The 22,696-nt window shown below is 42.7% G+C and carries 24 protein-coding genes and 1 pseudogene; 3 read left to right on the forward strand and 22 right to left on the reverse strand.

What is annotated here, in order from left to right:
* Positions 1 to 39 precede the first annotated feature (39 nt).
* Positions 40 to 1,461, forward strand: a complete 1,422-nt coding sequence (locus DWV34_RS04160; protein ID WP_009290408.1) for a phospholipase D family protein — start codon at positions 40 to 42, stop codon at positions 1,459 to 1,461.
* 22 nt (positions 1,462 to 1,483) lie between these two features.
* Here DWV34_RS04160 and DWV34_RS04165 read toward each other — a convergent pair whose 3' ends face one another.
* From DWV34_RS04165 to DWV34_RS04250, 17 genes and pseudogenes are all read right to left on the reverse strand, one after another.
* Positions 1,484 to 1,969 (reverse strand): threonine/serine exporter family protein, encoded by a 486-nt coding sequence (locus DWV34_RS04165; protein ID WP_022260886.1) that lies wholly within the window; start codon positions 1,967 to 1,969, stop codon positions 1,484 to 1,486.
* On the reverse strand, positions 1,966 to 2,724 hold the full coding sequence (locus DWV34_RS04170; protein ID WP_009290406.1) for a threonine/serine exporter family protein: 759 nt from the start codon (positions 2,722 to 2,724) through the stop codon (positions 1,966 to 1,968). Before DWV34_RS04170 ends, DWV34_RS04165 begins: the two co-directional genes overlap by 4 nt.
* 10 nt (positions 2,725 to 2,734) lie before the next feature.
* A complete protein-coding gene (yqeC, locus tag DWV34_RS04175; protein ID WP_118475526.1) occupies positions 2,735 to 3,430 on the reverse strand; it encodes a selenium cofactor biosynthesis protein YqeC in 696 nt (231 codons plus the stop codon).
* 59 nt (positions 3,431 to 3,489) lie between these two features.
* Positions 3,490 to 4,254 carry an ABC transporter permease gene (locus tag DWV34_RS04180; RefSeq protein WP_009290404.1) on the reverse strand — a complete coding sequence of 255 codons (765 nt, stop codon included), beginning with the start codon at positions 4,252 to 4,254 and terminating at the stop codon, positions 3,490 to 3,492.
* Positions 4,251 to 5,168, reverse strand: coding sequence for an ABC transporter ATP-binding protein (locus tag DWV34_RS04185; RefSeq protein WP_006569020.1), 918 nt, complete (start codon positions 5,166 to 5,168; stop codon positions 4,251 to 4,253). Before DWV34_RS04185 ends, DWV34_RS04180 begins: the two co-directional genes overlap by 4 nt.
* Positions 5,165 to 5,368, reverse strand: coding sequence for a PLDc N-terminal domain-containing protein (locus DWV34_RS04190; protein WP_009290401.1), 204 nt, complete (start codon positions 5,366 to 5,368; stop codon positions 5,165 to 5,167). The genes DWV34_RS04185 and DWV34_RS04190 overlap by 4 nt, the downstream gene beginning before the upstream one ends.
* A 2-nt stretch (positions 5,369 to 5,370) precedes the next feature.
* Positions 5,371 to 6,306, reverse strand: coding sequence for a transcriptional regulator (locus DWV34_RS04195; protein WP_243000813.1), 936 nt, complete (start codon positions 6,304 to 6,306; stop codon positions 5,371 to 5,373).
* An 88-nt stretch (positions 6,307 to 6,394) separates the two neighbouring features.
* Positions 6,395 to 8,008: a recombinase family protein gene (locus DWV34_RS04200; protein WP_002323152.1), complete on the reverse strand. Its 1,614-nt coding sequence runs from the start codon at positions 8,006 to 8,008 to the stop codon at positions 6,395 to 6,397.
* A gap of 111 nt (positions 8,009 to 8,119) precedes the next feature.
* Positions 8,120 to 8,329, reverse strand: a complete 210-nt coding sequence (locus tag DWV34_RS04205; protein ID WP_002303258.1) for a hypothetical protein — start codon at positions 8,327 to 8,329, stop codon at positions 8,120 to 8,122.
* A gap of 988 nt (positions 8,330 to 9,317) precedes the next feature.
* The gene (locus DWV34_RS04215) at positions 9,318 to 10,532 is read right to left on the reverse strand and encodes an XRE family transcriptional regulator (protein ID WP_002323151.1); all 1,215 of its coding nucleotides are present in this window, start codon (positions 10,530 to 10,532) and stop codon (positions 9,318 to 9,320) included.
* A 127-nt stretch (positions 10,533 to 10,659) separates the two neighbouring features.
* The gene (locus DWV34_RS04220) at positions 10,660 to 11,130 is read right to left on the reverse strand and encodes a GyrI-like domain-containing protein (protein ID WP_002303261.1); all 471 of its coding nucleotides are present in this window, start codon (positions 11,128 to 11,130) and stop codon (positions 10,660 to 10,662) included.
* Positions 11,127 to 11,369 carry a DUF3781 domain-containing protein gene (locus DWV34_RS04225; RefSeq protein ID WP_002587847.1) on the reverse strand — a complete coding sequence of 81 codons (243 nt, stop codon included), beginning with the start codon at positions 11,367 to 11,369 and terminating at the stop codon, positions 11,127 to 11,129. The genes DWV34_RS04220 and DWV34_RS04225 overlap by 4 nt, the downstream gene beginning before the upstream one ends.
* A gap of 545 nt (positions 11,370 to 11,914) precedes the next feature.
* The gene (locus DWV34_RS04230; RefSeq protein ID WP_002303421.1) at positions 11,915 to 12,445 is read right to left on the reverse strand and encodes a dihydrofolate reductase family protein; all 531 of its coding nucleotides are present in this window, start codon (positions 12,443 to 12,445) and stop codon (positions 11,915 to 11,917) included.
* 181 nt (positions 12,446 to 12,626) lie between these two features.
* Complete coding sequence (locus DWV34_RS04235; protein ID WP_002303420.1) at positions 12,627 to 13,283, reverse strand: hypothetical protein; 657 nt, start codon at positions 13,281 to 13,283, stop codon at positions 12,627 to 12,629.
* Between the two features lie 260 nt (positions 13,284 to 13,543).
* Positions 13,544 to 14,039: pseudogene (gene dfrF, locus DWV34_RS04240) on the reverse strand (trimethoprim-resistant dihydrofolate reductase DfrF).
* 394 nt (positions 14,040 to 14,433) lie between these two features.
* Positions 14,434 to 14,580 (reverse strand): helix-turn-helix domain-containing protein, encoded by a 147-nt coding sequence (locus tag DWV34_RS04245; protein WP_330416959.1) that lies wholly within the window; start codon positions 14,578 to 14,580, stop codon positions 14,434 to 14,436.
* Positions 14,581 to 14,700: 120 nt separating this feature from the next.
* Positions 14,701 to 16,656, reverse strand: coding sequence for an FUSC family protein (locus DWV34_RS04250; RefSeq protein ID WP_009290399.1), 1,956 nt, complete (start codon positions 16,654 to 16,656; stop codon positions 14,701 to 14,703).
* A 92-nt stretch (positions 16,657 to 16,748) separates the two neighbouring features.
* On the opposite strand from DWV34_RS04250, the gene DWV34_RS04255 reads away from it, so the two are divergent.
* Both DWV34_RS04255 and DWV34_RS04260 read left to right on the forward strand, forming a co-directional pair.
* Positions 16,749 to 17,696 carry an L-lactate dehydrogenase gene (locus DWV34_RS04255; RefSeq protein ID WP_009290398.1) on the forward strand — a complete coding sequence of 316 codons (948 nt, stop codon included), beginning with the start codon at positions 16,749 to 16,751 and terminating at the stop codon, positions 17,694 to 17,696.
* 135 nt (positions 17,697 to 17,831) lie between these two features.
* Positions 17,832 to 19,682 (forward strand): putative bifunctional diguanylate cyclase/phosphodiesterase, encoded by a 1,851-nt coding sequence (locus tag DWV34_RS04260; protein WP_243000815.1) that lies wholly within the window; start codon positions 17,832 to 17,834, stop codon positions 19,680 to 19,682.
* A 72-nt stretch (positions 19,683 to 19,754) separates the two neighbouring features.
* Here DWV34_RS04260 and DWV34_RS04265 read toward each other — a convergent pair whose 3' ends face one another.
* The 5 genes from DWV34_RS04265 to moaC form a co-directional block, all read right to left on the reverse strand.
* Positions 19,755 to 20,276, reverse strand: coding sequence for a nitroreductase (locus DWV34_RS04265; protein ID WP_006569026.1), 522 nt, complete (start codon positions 20,274 to 20,276; stop codon positions 19,755 to 19,757).
* A 21-nt stretch (positions 20,277 to 20,297) separates the two neighbouring features.
* Entirely contained in the window at positions 20,298 to 21,164 is an 867-nt protein-coding gene (locus DWV34_RS04270; protein ID WP_009290396.1) for a DegV family protein, read from the reverse strand.
* A gap of 83 nt (positions 21,165 to 21,247) precedes the next feature.
* Complete coding sequence (locus DWV34_RS04275; RefSeq protein WP_009290395.1) at positions 21,248 to 21,763, reverse strand: MogA/MoaB family molybdenum cofactor biosynthesis protein; 516 nt, start codon at positions 21,761 to 21,763, stop codon at positions 21,248 to 21,250.
* Positions 21,760 to 22,188 (reverse strand): MOSC domain-containing protein, encoded by a 429-nt coding sequence (locus tag DWV34_RS04280; protein ID WP_022260889.1) that lies wholly within the window; start codon positions 22,186 to 22,188, stop codon positions 21,760 to 21,762. The genes DWV34_RS04275 and DWV34_RS04280 overlap by 4 nt, the downstream gene beginning before the upstream one ends.
* Positions 22,175 to 22,693 carry a cyclic pyranopterin monophosphate synthase MoaC gene (gene moaC / locus DWV34_RS04285; RefSeq protein WP_006569030.1) on the reverse strand — a complete coding sequence of 173 codons (519 nt, stop codon included), beginning with the start codon at positions 22,691 to 22,693 and terminating at the stop codon, positions 22,175 to 22,177. Before moaC ends, DWV34_RS04280 begins: the two co-directional genes overlap by 14 nt.
* Between the last annotated feature and the right edge of the window lie 3 nt (positions 22,694 to 22,696).

The following is a 22,696-nucleotide window of genomic DNA, read 5'->3' on the forward strand; positions in this document are numbered from 1 at the left end:
ACAATAGATGAAGAATATGCGAAAGAAAAAGGTGAACCTATGGCGAAGACAAAAAGAAAAACAGGCAGACGGATTCTGCTATTCATACTGATGATCCTTCTTTATGAGGCGGCTGGGGCATGCCTGCCCTTTGCATTCCAAAAGACAGTCAGCGATTCCTATAAAAAAACAGTCGATGTACCGGCGTTTTACGGTTCGGGCCCCGGCAGGGAGCGGGCCGGCATCGTCGAGACAAACAAAGGCGCTCTGGACACAAGACTTGCCATGTTCCGGGATGCAAAAAAGAGCATCATCATCTCTACCTTTGATATACGGGAAGGAAAGAGCACTGACGATATATTTGCGGCTCTCATCGATGCCGCCGACCGCGGAGTCAAAGTACAGATTTTAGTAGACGGACTCTACGGAATGCTGCACATGAACGGAAAAACAATATTTCAGGCCGCCGGAAGCCATCCAAACATAGAAATCCGTTTTTACAATGAGCCAAATTTTTTAAAGCCGTGGACAATCAACGGCCGGCTCCATGACAAGTATGTGATTGCGGACGGTTCCCTCCTCCTCATGGGCGGCCGGAACATGTTTGACTATTTTATTGGAGACGACAGCCGGGGAAGCATCGGCTATGACCGGGAAGTCCTTCTTTATTCCAAAAAACCGGAGCAAAAGAACGGAGCGATTCCCCAGGTCCTTTCTTATTTCAAAAAAGTATGGGATTCCTCAGACTGTAAAACAGTTTTAGAAGGAAATCCCCGGAAAGAAAAGACAAAGAGTGAGATCAAATATCTCTCCCGCCGCTATCAGTCCATCAAAAAGAAACTTCCTTTGAAGACGGACTGGATGAAACAGACCGTTCCGGTAAAAAAGGCTTCTTTTGTGACAAACCCGATCCACATCGGCAATAAGGAGCCTTATGTGTGGTATACGATGCAGCAGCTCATGCTGACTGCCAAAAAAGACGTCACGATCCAGACACCATATGCGGTTTTCTCTAAGGATATGTATCAGGGAATGGAGGAACTGACCGGGAAAGTCCCCAACGTAGAAATGCTGATCAACTCCACGGCCGTTGGCGATAACTTCATTGCCTCCTCCGACTATACAAGAAACCGGCCGAAAATCCTGAAAACAGGCCCCAGGGTCTTCGAGTTTTTCGGAGACCACTCCTGCCATGGAAAATCCATCGCCATCGACGACCGGCTGTCAGTGATCGGCTCCTATAATTTTGACATGAGAAGCACCTATCTGGACACTGAGACAATGCTCGTGCTGGACAGCCCCGAATTAAACAGAGAACTCAGAACACACATGGTCAAGTTAAAAGAACAGTCCCTAGAAATAAACAAAAAAGAACAGTATATCCCGAAACAGGGAGTGACCCAAAAAGAACCGGAAGGTTCAAAGAAACTCCTGTTTAAATTCAGTTCCCTGTTCATTCAGCTTTTCAGATACCTGGCATAACGAAAAACGGAAACAATCCTTCTCATTCAGGATTGTTTCCGTTTTTGTTTGTCTGTTTCTCCTTTTTGACCCGGCCCAATACAAGGCCATTGTACAATCGGTATACGGATGATACCATCATAATCCCGCCGGACACTGCCATGGCGATGATCAGAGTCCTCTGCCCATACATGGCAAACAGCCCCCAGTTTTTTGCAACCGCATAATTCATCGTATAGTAAAGCTGGCCTCCCGGCACGAGGGGAATGATTGCCCCGATCAAGAATATAGTAGCCGGACTCTTGGAAAGCCTGGCAAGTACCTCGGCATAAATGGTTGCCGCCATGGATGCGGCCAAATTCGGCAGAAATGTACTCGTAGTCATGGAAGCTAAGACCAAGTAAACCGTCCATGAGACGAAGCCTCCCAGTCCTGCAAAAAATAACTTTTTTCCTCTCATATTAAATAAAATAGAAAATCCGAGAGCTCCAATAAATGAAGAAAGTATTTGGACCGCCTGTGCAATCATAAGACACCTCCCCACAGAACAAGCGCAGTGAAGGAACCTGCCGCAAGAAATACCGCTGTCACCACCACTTCACAAAGCCGTATCATACCGGCCATCACATCTCCCCCTATAATATCCCGGATAGAATTGACAAAAGCCACCCCGGGCACAAGAAGCATTATATTTCCTATGATGATCGTGCCGTAATCTCTGGTAGCCCCCAGATGCGCCAGTATATACGCTATAGTGGCCACCATGAAAGCTGCAGCAAAATCAGAAAACATAATATTGGAATCCAGCTTCTGAAGAAAAGCCATCAGCCGCCAGACCGCCGCTCCGCAGACTGCCCCTATGATCCCTTCCACAAATCCGCCTCCGAAAAAGACTGCAAACGTCCCGGCAATCAGTGATGCGATCAGGCACTGCACCGGCAGGGTGTAAATGTGCTCCTGACGAATGTCTGAAAGCTTTTCCTCCAGATAAGCAATATCCGGCTTCTCCCTGCACACATATCTGGAAAGATCATTTAACCGGTCTAATTTATGAAAATCCGTCTTGTAATATTTAATTCTTTTCGTCTGGGTAAACACATCTCCGTCTTCCGTAGTCACAGTGACCACTATACTGGATGTGATCGTAAACGCCTCAACTTCCCTCGCCCCGTATGCAAGACAGATGCGCTCGATGGTATCTTCCACTCTGGAAACACCGGCTCCGCTTATCAGCATCATTTTTCCGAGATCCATTGCCTGGATCAATACCTGCTTTAAAAACATGTGAACTCCTCTAACGTAAAATGACCGAATATTGGCTGTCAAAACAAATACCTATACGGGCAGCCTGATCCATCCGCTCTTTTGTGTCACATTGGTTCAGCAGGATAAGAAGTTCCGCATCCGGGTATTGTTTTCTGAGCATTATAACATATTCCATACGGATCAGCTTCATAATATTCTCATAATTAAGAAAATCTTCACTAGATTTTTCGAGAATTTTACACGCACGCTCCGGCCGGTGGCACACATCCTTTATGGGGCGGCCGAGAGCACTCATCCCTGCCACGATCAGGATCTGGTCCGTTCCCTCCGGTATGACCGGTTCTGTTTCATTTCTGGCCTTTACCGGCATTTTTTTTGATCCGTCCGCCTCCACTATAGTCACGTCAGCAAAAGAGGAGGCTGCCTGAAAGACTTCTTTTGGCAGCCCCTTCATTTTTTCTCCGTCACGGAGTCCTGCTGTAACGGTCCGGCCCGGCTTCAGTTTCTGTATGATATCATCCGCATCTCCGGAAAGCACAGTCTCCTTTCCCGGCAATTCCATGTGAGTGGTCGTCGTCACCAGCACCTTTTTTCCCATCGCTTCCTGCTCTCTTGCGATCTTGAACACCGACGTCGTCTTTCCCCCTGCTCCCACTATGGAAAGGATGCCGCCCCGGATACCAAAGGCTTCAGACAGCGGCTCCTCTTTTCCTATCCTCTTCATCCTTAGTTTCTCCTAAGTTTTATTTTCTAACCTTCATTCTACAATATGATACCAAATTCTTAAAGCTGTTTTTTTCCAAAGGCAGCGCCCGATAAAACTAAGAGGATCAGCAGCAGCACTCCCGCCGCCAGAAAGTTCCCGGAAAAATCCGAAAGTCTGAGGGTCCCCGTAATCAATCCGTACGGCTCGGATACAAGACGTATCGGATTGAATTCCTGGATTTTCGGTACGATATTCAGCAGAAACATCACAGCGACCATTATTCCGGTAAATAAAAGACTCGAATAACTGCTCTTTGAAATCACACTTCCCAAAAGGTCAGAGGCCAGCAGCAGTACCCCGAACAGCCATACCCCCAGAAGCGCAGCCACCAGATGGTCTATGCCTTCCATTTTCCAGAAATAAACCGTATAGCCATAGGTTACTCCCGTACACACCGCATAGGACGCCGTCCACAAAAGGACTGCCACTGTAAACTTTGAGCAGAGCACCGCAGTCCGGGAAAGCCCCTTGGTGACCATCAAGACTAAAGTTCCTTTTTGAATCTCGCCTGCCATCATTCCGGAAAAGAGAATGGCTAAAACAGCAAGCCCCATCTGAGGCACATTTTTAAAAAACTGCATCCAGGAATCCGCAGCTGAGGGAGACGGAAGATCGATGCTGATGCCTCCGGGCATAAAACTTTTCACGAGCTCCGGGGTAATCTTTGCTATGACAGGGTTCAAAAAGCCAAACATCAGAAATATACATCCGAGGATCAGCAGTTTATAAGTGCAGATACTTTCCAGCAGCTCTTTTTTTGTAAACGCCCAGTACGCCCTCATGATATCACCTCCATAAATAAGTTTTCCAGGGTCGGCTTCTGCACTTCCATCTTCATTGGACATATATTGTGCTCTGTCATGCAGATCATAAGCTCTGTCTCCAAACGGGCCATATCTGATGTGTGAAAAATTAAAACTCCATTCTTTTTCTCAACCTCAAAAACATATCCCTTCTTCTGAAATTCAGATTCCAGCAGATTTTGTCCTTCCGGCGTGCCCGTCTCCAGACAGAGGCTGTCTTTCCTGCGCTGTGCCTTCAGTTCTTCAAGGCTTCCCGAAAGGACCAGTCTGCCGTCTTTGAGCACTGCCGCCCGGTCACAGATTCTCTCCACATCGGACAGCACATGGGTTGAAAATAACACTGTTGTTTTTTCCCTGACTTTTGAAAGGATATCAAGGATCTCCTTTCGTCCCAGAGGGTCCAGGGCAGAAGTCGGCTCATCGCAGATCAGAAGCCTGGGCTCGTTGAGCAGTGCCTGCGCAATGCCCAGACGCTGTTTCATGCCTCTGGAATATCCGCGGATTTTTTTCTTTTCCTCCGAAAGCCCTACCAGCCTGAGAAGCTCTTCGCTTCTTAAACTTATCTCTTTTGAAGTGAGACCTGTGATCTCCCCGCACAGACGCAGATACTGCTCTGCATTCATATAGCCGTAAAATTCAGGCACATCCGGCAGATATCCCACTCTGCGGTTTGTCTTTGTACAGCCGTAGCGCACCGGTTCTCCCAGCACCTTCACTTCCCCTTTGTCAGCCTTTAAAAGTCCAAGGATGATCTTCATCGTCGTCGTCTTTCCGGCTCCGTTCTGGCCTAAAAATCCATATACAGAGTGCTCCGGAACCTGAAAATTTAAGTCTCTTAATACTTGATGGCTCCCAAACTGTTTTGAAAGATGTTGAATCTCCAATACGTTCATGATTCATCCCCTCTTCCAAATACAAAATACACAACCGGCCCTAAAAATTGTATAAACATGACAATTAATATCCAAAATATGCGGTTTCCAAACCGGTAATCCGGATGTCTCAGCACATGTACCAGGGCGGTCACCATCAGCACCAGTTCCAATATGATCACGGGGATCAAAAAAGGCATATATTCCATTAACTCATTCATCGTCATAACCTCCATTCTTTCTGTATGCGTTTTATTATCTCTTCAAACCTGGGATTTCCTGTGAGCGGCTCGAATGCCGGGTGTTTGAACCCGTCTGTCACTGACTGTTTGATCAGTTTTTCTTCCCGCGGCGCCTGGACTCCCAGGCACATTTCATTCAGCCATGGATCGACAAGATCAAAGAAATCATCCCCATGCAGTGTGTACGGCAGCAGATTATTCAGGCAGACTCTCTCATAGTTCTCAAGCATGGCAAGTGCTTTTTCTTCCTTTTTCTGTCCCATATACCCTACTGCTGCCGCAAAATATAACTGTGCCATTGCATTTACATGCAGAAGATCCATTTCAAATACCTCTGCGATCTGACAGCCTCTTTGGACAAGCATTTCAAACTTTTCTTCATCTTTTTCATACAGAGTCAGCTCCTGTATCATAAATGACATCACGCCCACCAGATTCTGATACAGACTGATCTGGACTGTCTCTTTGGCCTTTACCTCATTTCCCAGCATGCGGTACGCTTCCGACAAGATACCCTCATCAAAATAATTTGCCCTGACTTCCTCGTCCAGTAGTTCCAGCGCCTTTTCAGGATGTCCCTCCAGCAGTTCCATTCTGGCTTCCAGAGAGTTTGCCTGAGAGGAGAGAAGGACATCACCGCTTTCTTCCTTCACTCTCCGGCAGAGATCCGCCGCTGTTTTCATTACGTCTTTCTGTTCTTCCGGCTTCTTCAGCAGGACAAAATGGTTCATGTACAGAATGATCATCTGCATAATAAGAGGGAAACAGGAATAATACTTCTTCAAGATCCCGTCGCATTCTTCAAATACTTCTTTTGCCGGCTTTTGACTGAAATCCTTTGCCAGCCTTAAATAAAGCTTCCTTATGTCTTCCTTTGTCATCTGCGGCTTATATCCTATGAGTTCATCGACACTCATATTGAAATAGGCCGCCAGCTGGGGCAGAAATGTAATATCCGGGTAGCTCTGCCCGGTTTCCCTTAGTTAAAAATATTACTCTTGTTGATTACTCAACTTTTCCAATAAATCGGTAATATATCTCAATTTCCTGTATTCTTTCGTTATCCTCATTCGTTGTTGCTTCATGTATGAGGATTTTTTCTATCATGGCATTTAATAATGGTGCTGTCAGTTCCTTTGGTACGGAATATTCCTTGATTAACTCAATCCACTTTTCAGCACCTATCATATCCTGTTCCATTTTACTTAGTTCTTCTCTTAGGCTTGTTATCTGCTGTTCCAGTTCTATCTGTTCTTTTTGGTACTTGCTGGACAACATCACAAAATTTCGCTCTGTTATCTTCTCACAGGCTCTATCTTCATACATTTTCGCAAATAAACGGTCAATCTCATTTTGTCTGTTCTCGGCTTTCTTCAATGTACTTGCCTTTTTCTTCTTTTCCCGTATTCTCTCTGCATTGCCAGCTTTCTGTATCTTGTTCAATACCTTTTCTTCGTCCTGCTGTACTGCCTTAGCCCAATACTGCAAGCGTTCCAATACGGCTTGATACAGCACATCATAACGAATGTAGTGCATAGAACAATTACCTTTGCCAAACTGCCCGTAGTAACTGCAAGCATAATAACTGTAAGGCGTTTTATTTGTCTTATTCGTTCCAAATCTCATAGACCAACCACAATCCGCACACTTGACAAGCCCTGCAAAAATCGGCGTTGCCTTTTCCTTTGTCTGTCTGCGTCTTGATTTTATCTGCTCCTGCACACGATAGAACACTTCCTTGTCAATAATCGGCTCGTGAGTGTTTTCTACTCGAAACCATTCACTTTCGGGCTTACGCACTTTCTTTTTGCTCTTGAACGATACCGTAGACTGCATATTGTGAACACTGTTTCCGATATAAACCTCACTTTTCAATATCGCCTTGACATGAGCAATCGTCCACTCATAACGCTTACTTTCGGGTTTTCCCTCAAAGATATGTGCAAAAGTACCGTATCTTGTAAAATTTAGCCATGACGCTGTCGGAACTTTTTCTGCTCTTAACTGCTTTGTGATTTTTGCACTTCCGTAACCTTGATAGGCTAGGGAAAAGATTTTTTCAATAATCCATTTTGTTTCATCATCAACCAACAGTTTTCCTTTGATGTCAGGGTGTTTCTTATATCCTAACGGAGCATAAGCACCGTAATGAGCCCCCTCCGCAAACTTTGTCTTAAATGCTGATTTGACTTTACGGCTTGTATCTCTTGCCACCCATTCATTGATGATGTTCTTAAATGGTGCAATCTCACTTTCGCCTTTTTCGCTGTCTACACCGTCATCAATCGCTATGTAGCGGACATTATGACTAGGGAAATACAATTCTGTATATTGTCCTGTCATAATATAATTTCTGCCAAGACGGGAAAGGTCTTTCGTTACAACACAGTTGATTTTTCCTGCCTCTATATCCTCAATCATTCTTTGAAAACTCGGTCTGTCAAAATTTGTTCCCGACCAGCCGTCATCAATATATTCATCAATGACATTCAAATGATGTTCTTTTGCATATAAACGCAACATACTTCTCTGTGTGGTAATGCTGGAACTTTCGCCCTGTAATTCATCATCTCGGCTTAACCTAAGATAAAGTGCAGTATTGTAAATCTGTTGTTTCATTGTCAGTTATCCTCCTTTATAACTAACCCGTGTTTACAATACCTGCTTGCAAGTAAAGTATAACACGGGTACTTTTTGTCATTCAATCTATTTCTTACAACTGCACCGATTTTATGCGATTGTCTGCTTTGCTTTTTCCAGCATGACATCAGTTAGAAGTTCTTCCATTGTTTTGCCCTTTTCGGAAAAATGCTCTTTTACTACAATCTTTGTCTTTCCTCTGTTGCCAATGCCACACTTGCCATTTTTCTTTTGAATTGTTTTTACAGCATTATCAATAACACATACCCCCTTTCTGTAAAATCTTTCTAAGCAATTCAACGGCTTTTGTCATAGCCCACAGGAGTTCCACCTCTGCATAGTTCTTATGTAGCCGTACCCATTGCGTGCGACGCTCTTAATGCTCAAGCTGTGGCTGTACGGGAGTATCATTATCTGACAGTACAGGTCATGGCGATAAAAGAGGACAAATCTTTTACAAGAACACAAATAGGTTTTCGCTCGCTCTTGCAGGGGAAAGGTCGTGGCGTATTTGTTTCAACGGCTAGCTGTCTGTCAAACGTATTGAATTACTTTATTCAGTTGTCAAAGAACGATTGAAAGAAAAAAATCGTCTTTCCTATATATCGCGTTGGAAAAGAGGAGAAACGTAACCAAAATCCAAAACTTTTTCCATTATTAGTACAAATGGAACGGTTCATTTTGGCAATCAACGGTTGATTTTCTCCTTTTTCACTACTATCTGTACAGCAAACGTCCATTTGCTAAGTTTAAATGGAAAAATTTTAACTTCTTTTCATGCACCATATAGGGATAGAAAATGTCATTTTGCTAAGTTGATGATGAAAAAAGAATATTTTCCTTTTCACACCCTAACTACCCAAACCATACCGTTACTGCCAACAATAGAATGAAATATTTTCTTTGCACCATATAGGGAACGGAAACCTTAAATTGTTAAGTTGAGAACAAAGTATTTTCATCTTTTCACATCAACACTCAACTGCTAATGCCTGTTTGAATACAAAATGATGATGTTTTTCCTCTTTTCACAGAAGACTGTCCACTAATCACGAATTTCCGTCATTTTTTCAAAACTTTTTTCTTCTTTCACTTCATATAGGGACAGCAAGCCCCGATTTAATGACCTATTTTCAAAAAAAGTTTAGATTTCCTTTTCTCGCACCATATCTGTACGCAAGTAGCCATTTTGTTGCAGATTTAATAAAAAATTTATTTTTCTTCTTTCACTTCACATAGGGAATGAAAACAGCTCTTTGCTGACTAAATCTGAAATTTTTCAATTACATTAAAAAATACCGTCATTCTCTTGTGGAACAGCGGTATCTATACGTTCTTCTATGGTTGATTTCTCTAATTGTAATAAATGTTTATGCTTGTCTTTTAGTTCTGCCTGCTCAATCATATCTTTCAGTATCGTTGTACGATTTTCTCTGTCTAATGCCTGTACCATTTTTATGGTTGGTGCGACTTGTCTTTGTAGCCAATGCAACGCTTTTTGTAAAGTGTAAGGCTCTGGCTTTGTGGTTAAGCGTATCGGCTCTCTGTTTTCCCCTACAAACCATGCCCAATCATCATTTGTTATCCATTGACTTTTTGGCTTGTCGTCCTCTCTGTCAACAAAGCGGACATAATGATTGATGATAGAAAAAGCGGTGCGTTCAGCGTCCCGATAGGTCAGTAAATCTACAACCGCATAATAGGCTCGTTCGTTCTTCATGCGTATTTCAAAACGGTTCTTAATCTCCGTATCTTCAATTTCTGTGCCATTCTTGACATACTGCTCATAATTTTTCTGATAAGCACACATATATAATTCGCTACTTGTTGAACCGAGATATAAGGTTTCTCCTGTATTCTTTGGTAAATCGCTACCGCATTTTTCTGTACCGCTGTAATCTTTCTGCATACGGAAGTAGGAGATACATTCGCCAGCCTTGTATTTTTCCTTTAACTTTGGAATATCCAATATTCCTGCTTTATCATTGATAGCCAAATCAAGCCGTTTCATCACACCACCAGCCGTCATACAATCCAGCATGAAGTCATACCATGAGCGTTCCTGTGCCAGTAGATAACATTCCATTTGCCGACAGCCTTTGCCTTTCAGTTCCAATAAAACACCTAAATGCTCCTGCATGGAACACATGATATTGATGTCGCCAAGTACATATTTGCTTTCATATCCGTATTTTCCATAATCTTCATAAAGCATGTAATTAGATTTCAGTTGTAATACATCACGGATAATCGCCAATGCGTCCGTAGTAGGAAAGCGGACACGAAAGTAATCAATCAATAAGAATAGTGGTTCTTGCGGATTGAAACGCTCAATCTGTTTTTCTATGATTTCTCTTAATTCGTCATTCAATGGCTGTTTTCCTTTTTCAATGCGGTTGTAATATTCACGGCTGATACCACAGGCAACAGCAAGCCTTGTTTGTGTTACTCCGTATTCCTCACGCTTTTGTCTTAGTTCTTCAATAAAGTTTTTATCATTCATTCTTCAATTCCTCCAATCAAAAAAGGCAACTACCATAATTGATAATTGCCTGTCATTAAAAATCTGTATAGAAAAAGCAGTCAATCCTAAGACTAACTGCTTTGTGTGTATGGATATAAAATTGCTTCTAATCTTGAATAGGTATCCAAATTTCAATAACTGAATTATCACTATTCCAATGAAAACGATAATCGTATTTTTCAAAGTGTAGGATAATATCTTTTATAGGAATATACGATGTACTAGGAATAATTTCTTCATAAATCTTGCCATAAGTTTCATATATTTTATCCATAGCACCAATATGCTCCACAACCAAATATTTATAAGACGGTATTTCTTTATACAGAAAGCCCTCTGGGGTAATGGTTCTTTGGGGAATAGAACAGAAATAATAAAGTTTTCCATTTCTTCTTTCCATAAAAGCATATTTTACCCAATTTCCTGATTGTGAAAGATACGCTTTTTTCAAACTACTGTTAAACTTTCTCCAAAACTGTGTACTAATCTGAATATTCTTTTTTTGATAATTAGTCAGTTCTACTTCCTGCCCAATAACTGCAAATGCGTTTAATTCCTTTATAGAAAAATTTATCATTTTACCTTGTGAGAAGTGATAACGGTATAACTGTACGCATTTACCGTTATAATACAATTATCAATCGTTATATACCAGTTTTTTCCTTTTCTTGTGATTTCCGCATTAGAAAGGCTAATTTTTTCTTTGCACCATTCAATTACATTTTCTACATTCAAAGATAAGTTCTTTTTAATTCTAATAACGCCAAGTTCAGTTGTGTGAAGTCTTCCTAAGTTTTCCAGTAATTCATTTTCCATATTTTGATACCTCATTTTTCAGCAAATTTATTTGTATGTTTTATACCCCAATTATAACATTCTCATATCAGCACTACAATAAAAATAATTAAGCACCAATAATCTTATTGAACATCTCCAACCGTAAATCTTTCACACCATCAGTGATAAACACTGAGCTGACAGCAATTACGACAACTACCATAATTGCCTGCACTTAAATTTCTGCAAAAGAAAACGACAATCAATTTCTTATTTTTTGAAATCAACTGTCTTTCTCATATTTACTATTCAATTTTCATAGTGATATAGGTACAATTTATATCACTACTGTAAAAATGGGGTTTTGCCTTATAAATACAGCGTTTTCCGCTTGTTAGTGTATAGTGTTTCTTGTTTTTTGTGCCCCCCTTGTTAGATAACGGGGGCTTTGAACGGCTCGCAAGCTCGCCGAACCGCCGAAGCGAACCGCCCCCTTGCAAGCATGGCGGAAAAATCTTAAGGATTTTCCCGCCAACGTGGTCGGATCGCTCCGTCGGTTTAACAGCTTTTCTGTTTCTCTCTAGTTATCTACGCATATAAATCAAATCGGTTATTCCGTTATAAGTCTGTGTTTTACAAAGCCTTAACTTTATTTCCCTGTCTATGTTGCCCAAAAGACGAACCCCATTTCCTAACAGAGTAGGAATAACAGAAATGTAATATTTATCAATCATATTTTTGCTTACCAACTGCTGAACAAGATTTGCTCCGCCACAAATCCAAATATCCTTTCCTGCTTCTTGTTTTAGCCGTTCCAATAATAAAACAGGATTTTCACTTGTAAAATGAATTTGTTGGGAAGAATTGCACTCTTTATGTGTTAATACATAAGTTGTAAATTTATTATATACCCATTCTTGCGGAGAAAGTTCAGTAACAACCTGATGAGAAGTATTCCACCCCATTAAGACAGTATCTATATCTTTGGTAAATTCTGTATAAGTGTCGATGTTTTCATTGTCATTTCCATGACCATTTAGCCAAGCTACTCCACCATTACCGTCCGCAATATATCCGTCAAGGCTCATGGCAATAAATAAAACTACTTTTCTCATTTTTTCTCTTTTATAAATACAAACAGGAATTTATTTCTCTTTTTTACTCATAAGGGAACAACTGATTGCTACAAATAAACCCATTAAAATCCATGGAAATGCTGCTCTTATAAAATCACTAACCATACTTTATTCCTCCTTAAATTCCAATTTCCTTAGTTCTACAAACTGAAATTTTTGCCTATGAATGTATCTTGTTCTTTATACGCAAACAGGCTTCTGTGTGCATAATCCAATGTCTTGAAAACGGCATTTGAATTAGTCCACAAATATCTTTATTACACCAATAATCAATCAGCCAAATTGCTTTTTCATTGTCGTTTACTACATTCAACGATTCTAAGTATCCTTTTCTTTCTTTCGGTATTTTTCTTTTCAATTCATCATAAGATAACCGTTCAAGCATTTTCTCAGTGCTTTCCCATACTTCGAAAATATATAAATATAATTCTTCCAGATTAAGCTGTTTTGAAAAGTCTGCAATCTGCTGTTTCATGAGTTCATTTCCTGTTGTAATGATAGGTGAATTGATACGCTCTTGATAATTGCCTGCAAAAAATACTTGTTCATCTTCATTTATCACTGTATGCACAACTATATCTTCAATGCGGAAAATATGCCAAATAGAATAAGCAATCGTCTTACTATGATAACCATCAGCGTTTATGAAGGGGATTGAGTTAAAATCTTCTCTGCATAATTCTTCTTTGAAAGATACTAAGGTTTGTATTAACTGACTTCGTAAAGTAAGTAAAGTATCAATACCCCTCTTATAAGTATCTTTCTTTTTTATTTGTGCCTGCATTGTTTTATTAAGTTCAGACCATTCCTTATTCATATTCAATACTCTCTCAAATTCTGATTTTATCGCCCCATACAAATTATTTCGTAAACAATCGGCGTCAGGACAGAGGAAAAAGCAGACTACATTTAGAATGTATCTGCCCATTCCTCTGGACTGCACACCGATTTTTACCAATTGAACCAAATCGCTGCGCCACAGCCTTGGCAGGCCATCGCGCAGCGATTTGGTTCAACTGGAATTTGTCTTACAACAATTTATATATGCATAAAAAGCAATATATTTATGAAAACACCCTAAATCCAAAATTTACTCAATTCATTTTTTCCTTACATAAAATGTTCTCGTATATTTCACTTCCTCACCAAGTGTTTCCCCTATCAAAACTTCAAAATCATTGATATCAAATTCTGGAAAGAATGTATCTCCATCTTCAATATTTAAATCTACTTCTGTGATATACATTTTATCTACTATTTGCAAAGCTTCCTTAAATAGTCCATATCCACCAGATATGTATACATCTCGTCCTTTAGCCAATAATAATGCATCTTCTAATGATTTAACTGAAACTAAATTATCTCCTTGATACTCTGTTGTGGTGGAAACAACAATATTCATTCTATTAGGCAACGGATGACCGATTTCTTCATAAGACTTTCGCCCCATAATAACCACATTACCCGTTGTTAACTCTCTAAATTGCTTTTGTTCTCCCTTTATTTTCCATGGTATATTACCATTCTTGCCTATAACATTATTCTTTGACCTCGCAACAATCAAACCTATCATCTATTTCATCCTCCATAATATGATGTCGTACCTGTGATTCCATCAAGTGCACCACATCTTAACAAACTCAAAATTATCTCGAACTAACCAGCTCGACAAATTCCTTTTTTGTCTTCATCTGCATTATATCATATTGTTATAAGCATTGCCATTTCTTTTCTGCTTTTGAAAAGTTACTTATCAGCCTATGTTTTGTAAAGGGTGATATTCAGCATTTCTCACGCAACAAGCCCTTGACAAACCATAGACTAATAAGTTTTAAGGTAATCAAGCAGAAATGAAATAGTCTGCTGTTTCACGGCAACAAAAAAGAGATACCAACACACTTATGTAGTATCTCTTAGTCTAGTAGCAATATTCTTTTGTTTGCAAGCAGGTAAACATGGGCTGTTTCTTAATATCTTTTTGTTTGGGAAACACCGGTCTCCCACTTAGATACCGAAGCTTTAGAGACACCGATATAGGCTGCCAGCTGATCCTGGGTTATTCCCTTTTCTTTTCTCTTTTTCACCAAAATATTTGACAGATTTAACTCCTTCATATTCATCACCTCAAATTCATTATAACCGTATACAGAAATACTACAATGGATTAGAAGTTGATTTTAGTTGATAAAATCAACCAAAAAGAAACAAGGCTGCGGTACAGCATTCCGCAGCCTTTATTTACACCGGAAAATCTCGTTCAGTTCCCTGACGGTCCCCAGGCAGTTCATGGCAAGAGTATTAAAATACAGTTCTTCGTCCAGACATCCATATACCCTGTCCTCTTCCAGGATCATGGAACCTGTCAGTTCATTTTTTGTGTAACTTTTTCTAATTCTTTTCAGTGCCCGTTCAATGTTTCCAAGCAGTTCTTCCAACATCATGTTATTCTTCGGAGTCATCTGTCTTCTGCGCATATAGGAACCGATCTGTTCCATCTCCGAAACCAGCTGGGCATTGACCGGCAGGAGCTGGCGGAAAAATTTCTTCTCTTCCGGATTTAAATGCTTTTCTGTGTAATCCTCAATCTCCTTTGAAGCCATCTGAAACTGCACAAGCAGCTCCCTCATCATGTTCAGGTCACTGTCTTTTCCCTTTCGTACTTCTCCCATTATTTTTTCATCGATATCCAGCAGGCTGTTTACACTTTTTAAAAATTCAGACTCAGCGGTGATCGGAAGGAGAAATTTATTTGCAAGAAGTACGGTCACAGCCGCAGCCCCCACATACAGAATCCTGAGTTCCATGGCTTCTCCCCTGGGCATGCTCAGTGTAGTAAGCGCCATTCCGTAGCAGGTGCTGTACATAGGCATCGTCCATGAGGTGACCGGTACATAATACATAAGGCAGGTCATGACGGCAATGACAGCGATATGTCCGCCGAGGCTTTTAAATAGTTCGGTCAGCACAAAGGTCACACCCAGCCCCGCGATGGTCCCGAGAATACGGTTGTTGATCTTCATCATGCTTTCCTCCGAATACGGCATCAGCATGAGAAAAGAACTCATCGGATACCAGTAGCCATGTTCCAGATTCGTCAGTCTGCAGACTGTAAAAGAGATGCAAAGGACGATAGAGAGTCTAAGCGCAAATCTCATATGAAACTGATCCAGCCTGAGATGGGACCTCATGCTTTTTACTCTATGAGAAACGTCCGGAATCTTCCACTCTTTCTCCTTCCGATTCATTTTTATCTCGGTGATTTTTGAGAGCGCAAAACACAACAGTTCCAAGATCCCGTTCATTCCCTCTCCGGCCCTTCTGGATGTCAGATTTTCCGTCCTGCTGAAGCTTTTGATTTTTTCTATGAGCTCACCGTTATCTGACTGGTTCATCTTCTGCTCCACGCTGAAAAATATACCGGAAAGCTTTCTGAAATATTCCCGGTTTTCTGAATCTCTGATGTCATCCTCTCCGATTATTTCATCCAGAAGGTACTGGAAACGCTGGAAAATAAGCATAAAATAATAATTCACCGTGCCGTATCCGTTGGACAGATATGTATAATTGCGGCTGGAGTAAATCACCTGATTCATATGATACATCATCCGGATCAGCTCCTCTTTATCTCTCGAATCCTTCTCCCCATCTGAAAGCCTGGCAAGCTGCACCGCCAGATTATTCATTCCTTTTCTCACAGTTCCATAATGCCTTTTCTTCTTGATGATTCTGGAATGCAGATACAAAAAGGCTGTGAGAACGGCAAAGGCATAAAAAAAAGCACATAAGCGCGCAGGCATTGCCTGTGCCGGGATCGGGCGCAGCTGAAGAAACACAAATTCCATTCCGTACAAAAAATACGCTTTGGGATTAAATTTATCTGTCAGAAGAAATACTAGAAAGAACGGTACCAGCAGATTCAGGAAAAAGCATAGGATCAGATTTAGGGATGCCGCGTACGATGCCCCGCACACGATGAGCATGATCCCGTAGCAGTGCAGCAGGTCCTGTAAGGAAAAATCTTTCTGGCTCTTTGTCCGAAATAAAAGGGTCAGAAAGGATACCATGATTACCTGGCCGATTCCAAACAGAAGAAATATCGAAAAAAACATAAATAAGGACACAAAAATAACAGGGAATGCCGCCGCCCATTTTCTCCTGGCCGTGTGCATCCTGTTCTGCCAATGTTTCATATGATCATCTCCCCTGTCCCCTGCGTTGACTTTTAAAATTGAAAGTGCTACGATTTTATCACATGAAAGCAATACTGTAAAGGAGACAGACTATGGGATTGAAACTTAGAAAGATCGTTATCATCGGAGCGGGGCACGTGGGAACTATGTGCGGGCTCAGCCTCATGTACCGGGGTGAAGTGGATGACCTGGTTTACATAGATATTGACAGAGAAAAGGCTTACAGCCAGGCGCTGGACCTTGACGATGCGGTTTCTTTGCTCCCGCATCAGATCACCGTCCGGACAGGAGACTATGGGGATGTGGAGGATGCGGATGTCATCGTTATGGCCGCCGGTGTTTCAAGGCTCCCGGGCCAGACCCGTCTGGATATGCTGGATGACTCTATCCGCATCATGAAAGAGGTCGCCTCTCATATGCAGGGCCTGCATATACCGGGAATCCTGATCAGCATTTCCAATCCGGCCGACATCGTGGCGGATTATCTGAGAAAACAGCTGGACCTTCCGAAAAACCGCTGTTTCAGCACCGGAACTTCTCTGGATTCGTGCAGGTTAAGAAGAATTCTTTCCCAGAAGATGCACCTGGACCGCAGTTCTATCCAGGCCTTTGTCATGGGCGAACACGGTGATTCACAGATGATACCTTTTTCTGCGGTCCATATTTCCGGCAAACCGCTGCTTCAGTGGATGAAAGATGATACGGTACGGTATGGAAAACTGGATCTTGTACAGATCGAAGAGGAGACTGCCAATGCGGGACATGAGGTGATCGAGGGAAAAGGCAGCACAGAATTCGGTATCGGCATCGCTCTGTCAGAGATTGTCCGCTCTATCTTCCATGATTCAAAAAAAGTCCTTCCGGTCTCTCCTCTCCTTGAAGGAGAATATGGACAATACGGCATTCATGCGGGAGTTCCATGTATTATCGGAAAAGACGGAATTGAACAGGTTATAGAGATATCCCTGACTGATAAGGAGAAAGAAAAATTTGAGAATTCCTGCGGTGTGATTCGGGAGTATATCAGCCATATATCGTAGTATACCGATCTTCCTGTTTCTTTTAATAATCATAGACAACAGAAGGACTTTTCCGGTATAATGATAAGAAGATAAAAAGGGATGTCCTGGGAAATATCACAGACAAAGCATTGGCTAATGAAGAGGGGAGACTTCATGAAACGTTGGAATAGAGTGTTAATACCAGTCTTTTTCTTGCTGATGATTTTTGCAAGTCTTTTTTCTGTGCGCTCTATTGTAAATATGCAGGGCTACGGCAAACTGATCAACTATCTCGGAATCGTGCGCGGATGCGGACAGAGGATCGTCAAACTGGAGTCCAACCGGCAGTCTAAAGATTACCTGATCGATTATGTGGACGACATCTTAACGGAGCTTTCCACCGGTGAAGGAAAATACGGCCTGACACCTCTCGAAGATCCTACATATAAGAAAAGTCTGAAAAAGCTCTCCAAAGAATGGGACGAGATAAAAAAAGAAATAGACATGGTCCGGGACGGAGCCGATTCGAAAAGACTGCTCGCTCTGAGTGAAAATTTTTTTGCAACCGCCAACGACACTGTATTTATTGCGGATAACTATTCAAATGGACAAATTAAAAATTTTACGCGGCTGAGTATCGCCCTCTCTGCCGTGGCGATTTTTACATGGGTCTGCATCCTTCTCATCTATTTCAGAAGACTGCTTCATCTGGAGCGCAGGAACACAAACCTGGAATCTATCGCCTATCAGGATACGCTTACGAAAGCCTCAAATCTTGAAAAGTTCCGGCTGGATTCCAAGCATCTCCTGGCTTCCAACCCTCTGTGTGATTATGCATTTTTCCATCTGGATTTTCAGAATTTCAAATACTGCAATGATATTTTTGGTTATGATTTCGGCGACCTTCTATTAAAACAGTATGCCGTATTCCTGTCGGAAGATATGACAGAAGGTGAGACATTCGCCCGCATCTCCGGAGATAAATTCGTCGTTTTAAGGAAGTATGAATACCGGGAAGAGCTCATCGCACGCCAAAAAGCCGTGGACAGCCGTATCCGTGCTTTCGCCATGGACTCCAAAGAACATTACAGCCTTACCATCTACGGCGGTATATGCTGTGTCAAAGATGTGCCTTCTGCCATAGAGATCGATTCCATCCTGGACCGTGCCAATTTTGCCCAGAAGACGGTAAAAGGCCAGGAAGAACGCCATTACGCCTTTTACACCGACAGCATCCGGGAACAGATGGTGGCGGAGATCAACATTCAGAGCCGGTTCAGCGATGCGTTAAAAAACAAGGAGTTTATCGTTTACTATCAGCCGAAAGTAAACCTTTCAGCTGACTCTTTTGATTCAGCTGAAGCCCTGGTGCGCTGGCAGGATAAGAGCGGACGGGTGATTTCTCCTGCCTCCTTTATTCCGGTGCTTAAAAAGAATTTTCTGATCAGCACACTGGACCAGTATGTGTTCCGGGAAGTATGTATTCTGATGCAAAACCGGCTGAAATCCGGCCTCCCCGTCATCCCGGTCTCTGTGAATGTTTCTAAGATCCAGTTTTATAATCCGGATTTTGTACGAATTTATTCTTCCATTAAAGAAGAATATCAGATCCCTGACGGTCTGCTGGAGATCGAGTTCACGGAATCAGCGTGTTTCGAGAACACAGAATATTTCCTGGAGATCATCGCGAAGCTTCACGAACACGGATTTCTCTGTGCCATGGATGACTTCGGAAAAGGCTACTCTTCTCTCAGCATGCTGAAGGACATCCCGATCGATGTATTGAAACTGGACTCCCTGTTTTTTGTCAGCAGCCCGGATTCCAAAAAAGATTTAACCGTCATCCGGGGAATTATTTCGATGGTAAAGGAATTACAAATAAGGACCGTAGCAGAGGGAATCGAACATAAAGAGCAGGTAGATTTTCTAAAAAATATCGGCTGCGACACGATTCAGGGTTACTATTTCTATAAGCCTATGCCGGAAGATGATTTTACCGCCCTCTTAAACGGGATAGGAAAATAATAGAACAAAAAAGACGCTTTCTGATGCCTACTATAAAACGGGCCGTCAAAAAGCGTCTTTTTTGTTTTATGTTCAAACTCTGTAAATGTAATGTTCCTTCCGGGGTTTTGCCTTCGGTGTCTCTCCGTCCTGGTATCCCAGAATGCAGTGGCCGATGCCGGCATAATCTCCTTCAATTCCCCATTGTCTCAGGAGTTCCCTGCCTTCTTCGCTCTCAAACTCCTGCTTCGCCCGGTGAATCCAGCAGGAACCGATTCCCAGCGCGTGTGCAGCGTTCATCAGATTTCCCATCACGAGACTGCCGTCTTCCACATATGTGGGCCGGTTTTTGTCTGCCAAAACAACGATCACCGTCGGAGCTCCGTAAAAAGGATCGATTGATTCATTTCCCAGGAATTTCGCATTCATCTTCGACAATTTTGAAATCGTTTCTTTGTCCTGTATGACCGCCATGACCGGTGACTGCATTCCCATGCCGGTGGGTGCGTTCATCCCAGCCCTCAGAATCTCCTGAAGGTCCTCCTCCTCGATTTGTCTGTCCTGATACTTTTTTATGCTTCTTCTTTCCTTTAAATCTTTGACTGTATCTTTCATTTCATACCTCCTGTTTCATATTTATACAAGAGTTTTTGTCCATGCGATTGCCAATGCTCCGTAGCCTATGTGACAGGCGATGCTCAGAGAGAGCGGGTCCATCTCAAAGTGATGTCCCGGAAAACGTCCTTTGATCTCTTCTGCCCAGAGAGCGGCTTCTTCCCTGCTTCCCGTATAGGCGGCCTGAATATTGACATCTTCTTTTTCCACAGACGGGCCAAACATTTCGTTCAGTTCCTTATCTACAGCCTCCAGCATTTTTTTCTTGGCAAGCTTCATCCCTCTTGCCTTCGTAAATGCATCCAGCTTTTCTCCCTTAATCTGAAGCACCGGCTTGATATTCAAAACAGAGCCGATGGCTGCAGCTGCGGGGGTAATCCTTCCCCCCTGCTTTAAATATTTTAATGTATCTACGGTTATAAAAATAGATGACTCCATCTTATGTTCTTCCAGTATGCTCTTTATCTCGGCCGCACCCATGCCCTGCTCTGCCATCTTTTTGGCTTCCAGCACGGACTGCTTCTGGGTGACAGAAATCCTCTGGTTATTCACTACCTGGACTTTGCCGTCAAAGTCCTCTGCCAGCATGTGAGCCGTCTCACAGGAACTGCTCAGGCCGCTGGACATAGGGATATGGACGATCTCATCATATTCTTTCAGCACCTTGTTCCACAAATCCATCACATCTCCCGGAGCAGGCTGAGATGTCTTGATATCCACGCCCTCCCCAAGTCTCTTATAAAATTCTTCCTGAGTCAGGGTAATATCCTCAAAATACAGCTTCTCATCAATATAGAACGGCATAGGCAGCACGTAGATCCCATACTCCCCTGCCTGATTCTGTGTGATTCCGCTGTTGCTATCTGTAATTACTGCAACTTTTCCCATAACGAATCCTTTCATGATTTTTAGGAACTATTGATAATCCCGTCCTTTTATCATAACAAATGTTAGGGTATACAGTCAAATATCTATTTCCCCGGATGTCCGCATTCCGATTCTTTTCCGCACAGGATACCCAGTCCGTGGGAAAGTGTGGGAAGGATACATTCCAGATTTTCTTTGACTGCTTTTGGGCTGCCCGGAAGATTTATGATCAGCGTGCGCTTCCTTATGACAGAAACTCCCCGGCTTAACATTGCCCTCTTTGTAATCTTTAACGATTCCAGGCGCATGGCTTCGCTGATCCCCGGAGCAAGACGCTCCGCCGCCTCAAGTGTGGCTTCCGGCGTCAGGTCCCGCTCTGAAAATCCGGTGCCTCCCGTGGTCAGGATCAGATCCGCCGTGTACTGGTCACAAATCTCTATGAGTCTTCCTTTCAGCGGTTCTATCCCATCCGGAAGGATTTCAGCCGAAACCACTTCATAGCCCTGCTCCTCTGTGATCCTTCGAATCAGCGGACCGCTTTCATCCCGGCGCTCACCTGCTGCTCCTTTATCACTCAGCGTGATGACTGCGATTCTGTATGCCATATTTCTTCTCCTCATGCTCTTATGATCTCATCATTTGCCCGGAGGGTCCCTCCGCGGACCACTCTCAGAAAGATGCCCTCTGTGGGCATAATGCATTTTCCGACCCTTTTGTAAATCTCGCAGTGGCTGTGGCACTCCTTTCCCCTCTGGGTCACTTCCAGAATCACCTCACCTGCCAGGAGACGATCGCCCACAGCAAGACCGTCCACATCGATTCCGGATACGATAAGGTTTTCCCCAAAGTCTCCGTCCTCCACCTTTCCTCCCTGCTCGTTGAACTCTTTTATTTTCTCATATCCGAGAATACTGACCTGCCGGTGCCATTTTCCGGCGTGGGCATCCCCCCGGATTCCAAACTCCTCAACGAGAAGTGCTTCTTCTACCGGACGTTTTACAGTCCCCTTTTTTTCACTGATACAGATTGCCTCAATCTTTCCCACTGCTGTCCTCCGTTTCTGGCATATTATCCGAAACATAGCGGAACGGTCCGCTTTTTCCTCCGGACTTCTCAAGAAGGTGAATGTCTCCCATAGACATGGACTTGCTGACTGCCTTACACATGTCATATATGGTCAGAAGTGCGATCTGCACCCCTGTGAGCGCTTCCATCTCCACTCCGGTCTTTCCCGTTGTCTTCACCGTACAGACGGCCCTGATCGAATAATCTTCTTCCCGCATCTCAAAGTTCACGCTGCATTTATGGATCAGCAGTACATGACACATAGGAATCAGACTGCTGGTCTGTTTTGCCCCCATAATGCCTGCGATCCTGGCCACCGAAAGTACATCGCCTTTTTCTACCTGCTTCGTCTTGATCTTTTGATAGACCTCTTTTCCGACAAAGATTCTGCCCTGTGCAGCCGCTTCTCTTTTTGTATTTTCTTTGTCTGACACGTCCACCATGACGGCGTTGCCGTTCGTGTCAAAATGTGAAAAATCGTTCATCTC

The organism is Anaerostipes sp. AF04-45 (assembly GCF_003461725.1).
Taxonomy (GTDB): Bacteria; Bacillota; Clostridia; order Lachnospirales; family Lachnospiraceae; genus Anaerostipes; species Anaerostipes caccae.